We start from the raw sequence: 6,892 nt of genomic DNA, 5'->3' as shown, positions 1-6,892 counted from the left end.
CCGCGGGGCTGCGCCGTTCGCAGCAATGCGCGCCTCACATCCGGGAGATGCGCAGGTACCGCTTGAGGTCCGGCAGGCTCTGCCAGACCAGTGCGCCGATCCCGGCCAGCAGGGCCGCGCAGAACAGTTTCCTCAGCATGGTGTTGTCTCCTTCTCCGGCTGCGCGGCCTCGTCCACGACCCGCAGGACCATCCGCACCGCCTCCGCCACGGCGGCGGTGACGGGCTCGCTGAGCCCGATGCCCTCCTCCAGCGAGGCCGGCTCGCAGCCGACCACCAGGACGCGTTCGGGCGGCTCCCCGCCGGTGCCGGCGGCGAGCGTGGCGAGCAGCGCCAGTACGGCGTCGGGCCCCATCCGGTGCCCGTCCAGGGCGGGCGGCTCCGGCGGCTGTTCGGCGGCCGCCTCGATCAGGTAGAGGGTGCCGGGCGCCCCGCCCCGGCGGACGGCGTCCACCAGGACGGCGGTGCGGTGGCCGTCGAGCAGCCGGTAGGCCAGGTCGACGCCGCGCACGCCGACGTCGACCACCTCGACGCCGGCCGGCAGCGGGTGGGCGGACAGCCGCCGTACGGTCTCGACCCCGAAGCCGTCGTCGCCGAGGAAGATGTTGCCCACCCCGGCGACCAGCACCGTACGGTCCGTCATGGCCCCTCCACCGGAGCGCCGCCGACCGGCGGGGCGGTCCCGTCCAGCGGCGTGACCTCGTCGGGCTGGAAGTAGCGGAAGCGCCCCTGGGCCCGCCACAGGTCGGCGCCCGGGTCGTCCTCCACCGTGACGGCCAGGTGCACCGAGCCGTCGAGGTCGTGCAGCACCGCCTCCACGACGCCGGTCCGCCCGTCCAGGAAGAGGTCCTGGGCGTCGGTGCGCCGCCGTCCGGGCCGCAGCAGCACCCGGCTGCCGGCGCCCACCTGCCGGCCGTCGACCAGCACCCGGTCCCGCTCGGGGTCGACCCCGGGGTCGTCGCCGGGGTCCCACCAGGGCTGCTCCGGCCGGCCGAGGGCGGTGCTGCCGGTGGCCTCCCGCAGCCCGCGGATCGCGCCGTGCAGCCGGTCCAGCACCTCCGGCGGCATGGACTCGGCCAGGTCGATCACCGCGCCGGCCCGGTCGTCGGTGCCCCGGGCCTCGCGCTTCTCCTCCTCGGTCAGGGCCGCCGTCCGCAGCGCCAGGATCTCGTCGATCTCGGTGGCGTCGTACAGGGTGCCGAGGCTCTCCGGGGCGATCCGCGGGTGGTCCTCCAGGATGATCGGCGAGGACAGCACCACCCCGCGCTCGCCCTCCGGCCCGGCCAGCACCGGCCAGGTGCGCTCGTTGCGGCACCGCTCGACGGCCGGGCGGGCCCACTCGGGCGGGTCGGTGACGGACAGGAAGCGGCCGTGCTCCAGCCCGAGCAGCAGGTGCGCGGAGACCAGCGAGCGCGGCAGCGCCTGGTCGCGGGTGGCGTGCCGGGACGGCCGCCAGGCGGAGCTGTTCTCCACCTCCACGGTCAGCCGCTGCGCCCGGTACGGGCCGGGCAGCTCCTCGGCCCGCAGCCAGAGCAGGCCGTCGACCTGCTCGCGGCGCCGTATCACCCGGCCGACGACGGCGTCCCGCTCGTGCACCAGCCCGGTCTCGCCGACGCCCGGCAGCCGGAACGGCCGCTGCACCCCCTCACCGGCCAACTCCTCGACCGGCACCAGGAGTTCGATCCTCTCCTCGACGCCCTCATCCCATTCGACGAGGTCCCGGTCGGCCAGCTCCAGCCGCTCCACGGACTCGAAGCCGGCGGCGGTGGCCTGTTCGACGGTGCGCCGCCGGACCCGCAGGAAGCGCAGCTCGACCGCCAGCCGGTCCGCGTCCCGCGCCTCCATCAGGCACTCGGTGCGCTGGTGGGAGTGCTCGCCGCCCTGCGCGGTGTACTCGGGCGGCACCAGGACGCCGAACTGCCAGCGCAGCCGGTTCTTGGCCGCCGAGGCGCGGTACGGGTAGAGCACGTAGCCCTCCAGCAGCACCGCGTCGGCGATCTGCCGGGCGGCCGCGAAGCCGCGCTCGATCCGCTCCGGGAGGCCGCTCACCGGGCCCCCTCCCCGATCGCCGCGGCCGCGAGCAGCTCGCGCACCGTCGCCTCCCAGGAGGGCAGGGCCCGCCGGGAGCGGTAGGCCAGCAGCTCGGCCATGACGTCCTCCGGCAGCCGCAGCCAGCCGCTGCCGGGGAAGTGCCGGTCGATCGCCTCCCGCCAGACCCCCACCGGCATCCGTACCCGGGCCTCCCGGTCCCAGGGCACCGGGCTGACCTGGAAGCCGCCGGGGCCGGCGAAGGCGGTGCCGGAGAAGAGCAGCAGCAGCGGCACCTCGCCGCCGTCCAGCGCCCGGAAGTAGCGGGCCGAGGCCACCTCCTGGTCGTAGGTGCAGGGCACCGCGAGGTCGATCTCGGTCTCGCCGGTGAAGCCGGGAACGAGCAGCGGCACGGTGGCGAACTGGATCGGGTTGAGCGTGGTCGCCCAGCGCTCCCGTCCGCCGAACAGGTCGGCCAGCCGCCCGCCTTCGGCCTCGCCGTACGGCCGGCGGACGGGTTCGATCCGCAGCTGGCACTGGAGGGCGAGGGCGTGCACCCGGGTGTCGGCCGGGGCCGTGATCCGCAGCCGGAACACCAGGGTCGGCCCGGCCGCGTACGGGTCGGAGCGCACGCCGGTGCAGGCGAAGCCGAGCGCCGTCACGCCGTCACCTCCGCGGGCAGCGGGCGGGCCCGGTCGGCCAGTCGCGCGAAGAACGCGTCGAGTTCGGCCCGCGCCTCGGCGCCGCCGTCGAAGCCGTGCCAGCACCGCCGCAGCCGGCCGACCAGCTCGTAGCAGATGTCGATCGGCACCAGGAAGCACGCCACGCGCTCCTCGGTGCGGCGCACCAGCAGCGCCTCCACGTCGGGTTCCAGGGCGGCGGCCAGCCGGCTGCCGCCGAGGGCGCGCTGCCAGGCCTGCTCGTCCAGTTCGCTCTCGGTGGCGCCGGCCGGGCCGGGGTAGAAGGCCAGCAGCTGGTCCAGCACGGTGCTGCGGAACAGGAAGGCGGTGCCGACCGGGATGCCCAGCACCGTCCAGGCCTGCTGGTCCAACTCCCGTTCCGGGTCGGCGAGGTAGCGGTCCGGCACGGTGCGGAAGCGGCCGCCGGCCGCGCCCGGCTGCTGGAACAGCAGGCCGCAGGCGGTGCAGGCGCAGGCCAGGGCGCGCTCCTCGACGTCCACCAGGTGGCGGTGGCCGCCGGGCAGGTCCCGGCCGCAGAACGCGCACTGTTCGGGGCGCGGCGGCGCCGGTTCGCGCAGCCGGTGCAGCAGGGCGGTCCCGTCGCGGGAGATCCGGCGGGTGTTCATCGCGCCTCCGCGGGCTGCGGCGGGCGGGTGCCGATCTGGAGCAGCTGCGGGGCGCGTTCCAGTTCCACGGCCGTCACCTCGGGCGCGTGGCAGGCGAGGACGGCCTCCACCTCCTGTTCGCCGCAGCCGCAGCCGGTGGCCGTGCGGCGCAGCCGCAGGACGCCGGTGGTCTGGTCGAAGCCGGCCGGCTCGACCCGCTCGGGCAGGGCCGCGAGCGCCCGGTCGATCCGGGCGGGGAGGTCCTCGGGGTGCAGGTCGTGCAGGAGCAGCAGCCCGGCCACGACCGGGTCGTCCAGCATCCGGTCCAGGGCGGGCGGGGGCAGCGCCGGCACCAGCCGGGCGAGGCCCTGGCCGTAGAACTCCATGAGGTCGCGGACCAGTTGCTCGCCCGCCCGCTCGGCGTCGGCGCCGCTGACGGCCAGCGCGTCCAGGGCCTGCTGGATCCGCAGCCCGGTCTGCTCGGCCGTCATGCGGTGAGCCCGCTCAGGCCGGTGGGCACGTGCATGGTCTGCACGGTGCGCCCGCCGCCGACGTACATGTGCACGCCGCAGGGCAGACAGGGGTCGAAGCTGCGGACCGCGCGCATGATGTCGATGCCCTTGAAGGTGTCCGGCGGGTTCTCCTCGAAGATCGGGGTGTTCTGCACCGCGTCCTCGTACGGGCCGGGCGTGCCGTAGCTGTCCCGGACGCTGGCGTTCCACGGGGTGGGCGGGTACGGGTGGTAGTTGGCGATCTTGCCGTCGCGGATCACCATGTGGTGCGAGAGCACGCCGCGCACGGCCTCGGTGAAGCCGCAGCCGATCGACTCGTCCGGCACCTCGAAGCGCTCCCAGGTCTGGCTGCGCCCGGCGCGGACCTCGTCCAGCGCCTTCTCGGCGAAGTGCAGGGCGGCGGCGGCCGCGTACGCCTGGAAGTAGGTGCGGGCGCGGTTGCGCTCGATGGCGTTGCTCCACCGCGGGATCTTCCACTCGAAGGTGACCTCGGGCTTGGTCATCGAGCGGGGCAGGTTGATCCGCACGCTGTGGCCGGTGGCCTTGACGTAGCCGATGTCGACCAGACCGGACAGGGCGGTGGACCACAGCCGGGCGATCGGGCCGCCGCCGGTGTCGAGGGCGAGGTGGTCCTTGCCGTCGAACCAGCGCGGGGACATCACCCAGCTGTACTTGTCGTCGAAGTTCCGCTTCTGCGGCTGCGGGATGGTGTGCTGGTTCCAGGGGTGCCGGGGGTCGACGGGGTTGCCGAGCGGGTCGTGGGTGACGAACAGCTCCTTGCCCTGCCAGTCCTCGTAGTAGGAGCTGCCGAGCAGGATGCGGATGCCGAGGTTGATCTCGGTGAGGTCGTTGGTGACGAGCTTGCCGTCCACCACGACCCCGGGGGTGACGAACATCCGCCGGCCCCAGTCCGTCATGTTGCGGTACGTGAAGTCGCAGTGGTCCGGGTCGTTGAGGCTGCCCCAGCAGCCGAGCAGGACGCGGCGCCGGCCGACCTCCTCGTAACCGGGCAGGGCTTGGTAGAAGAAGTCGAAGAGGTCGTCGTGCAGCGGCACGACCTTCTTCATGAACTCGACGTAGCGCATCAGCCGGGTCAGGTAGTCGGTGAACAGCTGCACCGTCGCGACGGTGCCGACGCCGCCCGGGTAGAGCGTGGAGGGGTGCACGTGGCGGCCCTCCATCAGGCAGAACATCTCCCGGGTGTACCGGCTGACCTGGAGCGCCTCGCGGTAGAACTCTCCCTCGATCGGGTTGAGCGAGCGCATGATGTCGGCGATCGTCTTGTAGCCGTGGTCGCCGGCGTGCGGGGCCTCGGTGCGCTCGGCGAGCTCCAGCACGCCGGGGTTGGTCTCGCGGACCATCCGCTCGCAGTAGTCGACCCCGACCAGGTTCTCCTGGAAGATGTTGTGGTCGAACATGTACTCGGCGGCCTCACCGAGGTTGATGATCCACTCGCCCAGGTGCGGGGGCTTCACCCCGTACGCCATGTTCTGCGTGTAGACGGAGCAGGTGGCGTGGTTGTCGCCGCAGATCCCGCAGATCCGGCTGGTGATGAAGTGGGCGTCGCGCGGGTCCTTGCCGCGCATGAAGACGCTGTAGCCGCGGAAGACCGAGGAGGTGCTGTAGCACTCCGCGACCCGCTTCTGCTTGAAGTCGATCTTCGTGTGGATGCCCAGGCTGCCCACGATCCGGGTGATCGGGTCCCAGGACATCTCGGTCAGGCCGCTGCCGTCGCCGGCCGCCCTGGTGGTCGGTGTTGCCATCGTGTCTGTCGTGTCCTTGTCTCTGGGAGCGGGGCCTCCGCGAGCGGGGGCCGTGCGGACGGGGGTTGTACGGACGGGATCCGGGCGAGCGGGGCGGGGGCGGGCGGCGGCCGCACACCGGGCGGTGTGCGGCCCTGCGGCGTCACCAGGGCGGGCGGTACCCCGTGGTCAGGCGGCTGCCGGTGCGGCGCCACTTGGGTTCCTTGTCGAGGGTGCACTGGGTGATCGCGCGCAGCCGGCGGATCACCGAGCCGTACGCGCCGCTGGCGGCGGTGGAGACGCGCGAGCCGGGCGGCGGGTCCATGAAGGGCATGAACTTGTCCGGGAAGCCCGGCATGGTGCAGGCGATGCAGATGCCGCCCACGTTCGGGCAGCCGCCGATGCCGTTGGTCCAGCCGCGCTTGGTGACGTTGCACTTGACGACCGGGCCCCAGCAGCCGAGCCGGACCAGGCACTCGGGCGTGCCGTAGTCCGTGGCGAACTGCCCCTGCTCGTAGTAGCCGCCGCGGTCGCAGCCCTCGTGCACGGTGGCGCCGAACAGCCAGGCGGGCCGCAGCTTGTCGTCGAGCGGGATCATCGGCGCGGAGCCGGCCAGCTGGTACAGCAGGTAGGTCAGCGTCTCGGCGAAGTTGTCGGGCTGGATCGGACAGCCCGGCACGCAGACGATCGGCAGTCCGGCCTTGGACTTCCAGTCCCAGCCCAGGTAGTCCGGCACGCCCATCGCGCCGGTCGGGTTGCCGGCCATCGCGTGGATGCCGCCGTACGTGGCGCAGGTGCCGATCGCCACCACGGCGGTCGCCTTGGGGGCGAGCCGGTCCAGCCACTCGCTGGTGGTGATGGGCTGGCCGGTGGCGGGGTCGTCGCCGAAGCCGCACCAGTAGCCCTCCTTCTTGATCTTCTCGTTGGGGATGGACCCCTCGACGACCAGCACGAACGGCTCGATCTCGCCGCGCTCGGCCTTGAAGAACCACTCGACGAAGTTGTCCGCGCCCTGGACCGGGCCGCACTCGAAGTCGATCAGCGGCCAGTGCACGGCGACCGCGGGCAGGCCGGGCAGCGCGCCGGTGACGATCTCCTCGATGCTCGGCTGCATCGCGGCGGTCAGCGAGACGGAGTCGCCGTCGCAGCTGAGGCCCGCGTTGATCCAGAGGATGTGCACCACGTCGGTGCCGGGCGTCGCGGCACTCGCGGCACTCGCGGCGGTTGGAGCTGTTGCAGCACCCATGAGGATGCCTCCTCGGGGATGGGAGCCGGAGGGAATGGCTCGAAGCCAGTCTTAGCAACGGTCCGGGCCGGGCGCCGGTC

At 73.3% G+C, this 6,892-nt stretch carries 8 protein-coding genes; all 8 read right to left on the bottom strand.

The genetic code is table 11. The features are described 5' to 3' along the window. Positions 1-34 precede the first annotated feature (34 nt). Entirely contained in the window at positions 35-139 is a 105-nt protein-coding gene (locus tag ACFU6K_RS26520) for a DUF6893 family small protein (RefSeq protein ID WP_380397724.1), read from the bottom strand. Continuing rightward, a complete protein-coding gene (locus ACFU6K_RS26515) occupies positions 133-642 on the bottom strand; it encodes a hydrogenase maturation protease (protein ID WP_380667063.1) in 510 nt (169 codons plus the stop codon). Before ACFU6K_RS26515 ends, ACFU6K_RS26520 begins: the two co-directional genes overlap by 7 nt. Further along, positions 639-2,048 (bottom strand): hypothetical protein, encoded by a 1,410-nt coding sequence (locus tag ACFU6K_RS26510; RefSeq protein ID WP_380667061.1) that lies wholly within the window; start codon positions 2,046-2,048, stop codon positions 639-641. Before ACFU6K_RS26510 ends, ACFU6K_RS26515 begins: the two co-directional genes overlap by 4 nt. Further along, complete coding sequence (locus ACFU6K_RS26505; protein ID WP_380667059.1) at positions 2,045-2,689, bottom strand: DUF6084 family protein; 645 nt, start codon at positions 2,687-2,689, stop codon at positions 2,045-2,047. Before ACFU6K_RS26505 ends, ACFU6K_RS26510 begins: the two co-directional genes overlap by 4 nt. Next, a complete protein-coding gene (locus tag ACFU6K_RS26500) occupies positions 2,686-3,333 on the bottom strand; it encodes a DUF5947 family protein (RefSeq protein ID WP_380667057.1) in 648 nt (215 codons plus the stop codon). The genes ACFU6K_RS26505 and ACFU6K_RS26500 overlap by 4 nt, the downstream gene beginning before the upstream one ends. Next, positions 3,330-3,803 carry a thioredoxin gene (locus ACFU6K_RS26495; protein WP_380667055.1) on the bottom strand — a complete coding sequence of 158 codons (474 nt, stop codon included), beginning with the start codon at positions 3,801-3,803 and terminating at the stop codon, positions 3,330-3,332. Before ACFU6K_RS26495 ends, ACFU6K_RS26500 begins: the two co-directional genes overlap by 4 nt. Next, a complete protein-coding gene (locus ACFU6K_RS26490; RefSeq protein WP_380667053.1) occupies positions 3,800-5,587 on the bottom strand; it encodes a nickel-dependent hydrogenase large subunit in 1,788 nt (595 codons plus the stop codon). The genes ACFU6K_RS26495 and ACFU6K_RS26490 overlap by 4 nt, the downstream gene beginning before the upstream one ends. A 142-nt stretch (positions 5,588-5,729) precedes the next feature. Further along, positions 5,730-6,812 (bottom strand): hydrogenase expression protein HypE, encoded by a 1,083-nt coding sequence (locus tag ACFU6K_RS26485; RefSeq protein ID WP_380667051.1) that lies wholly within the window; start codon positions 6,810-6,812, stop codon positions 5,730-5,732. Positions 6,813-6,892 lie beyond the last annotated feature (80 nt).

It is taken from the genome of Kitasatospora sp. NPDC057512 (assembly GCF_042802135.1).
GTDB lineage: Bacteria > Actinomycetota > Actinomycetes > Streptomycetales > Streptomycetaceae > Kitasatospora.
This window is presented reverse-complemented; position numbering and strand designations above follow the sequence as displayed.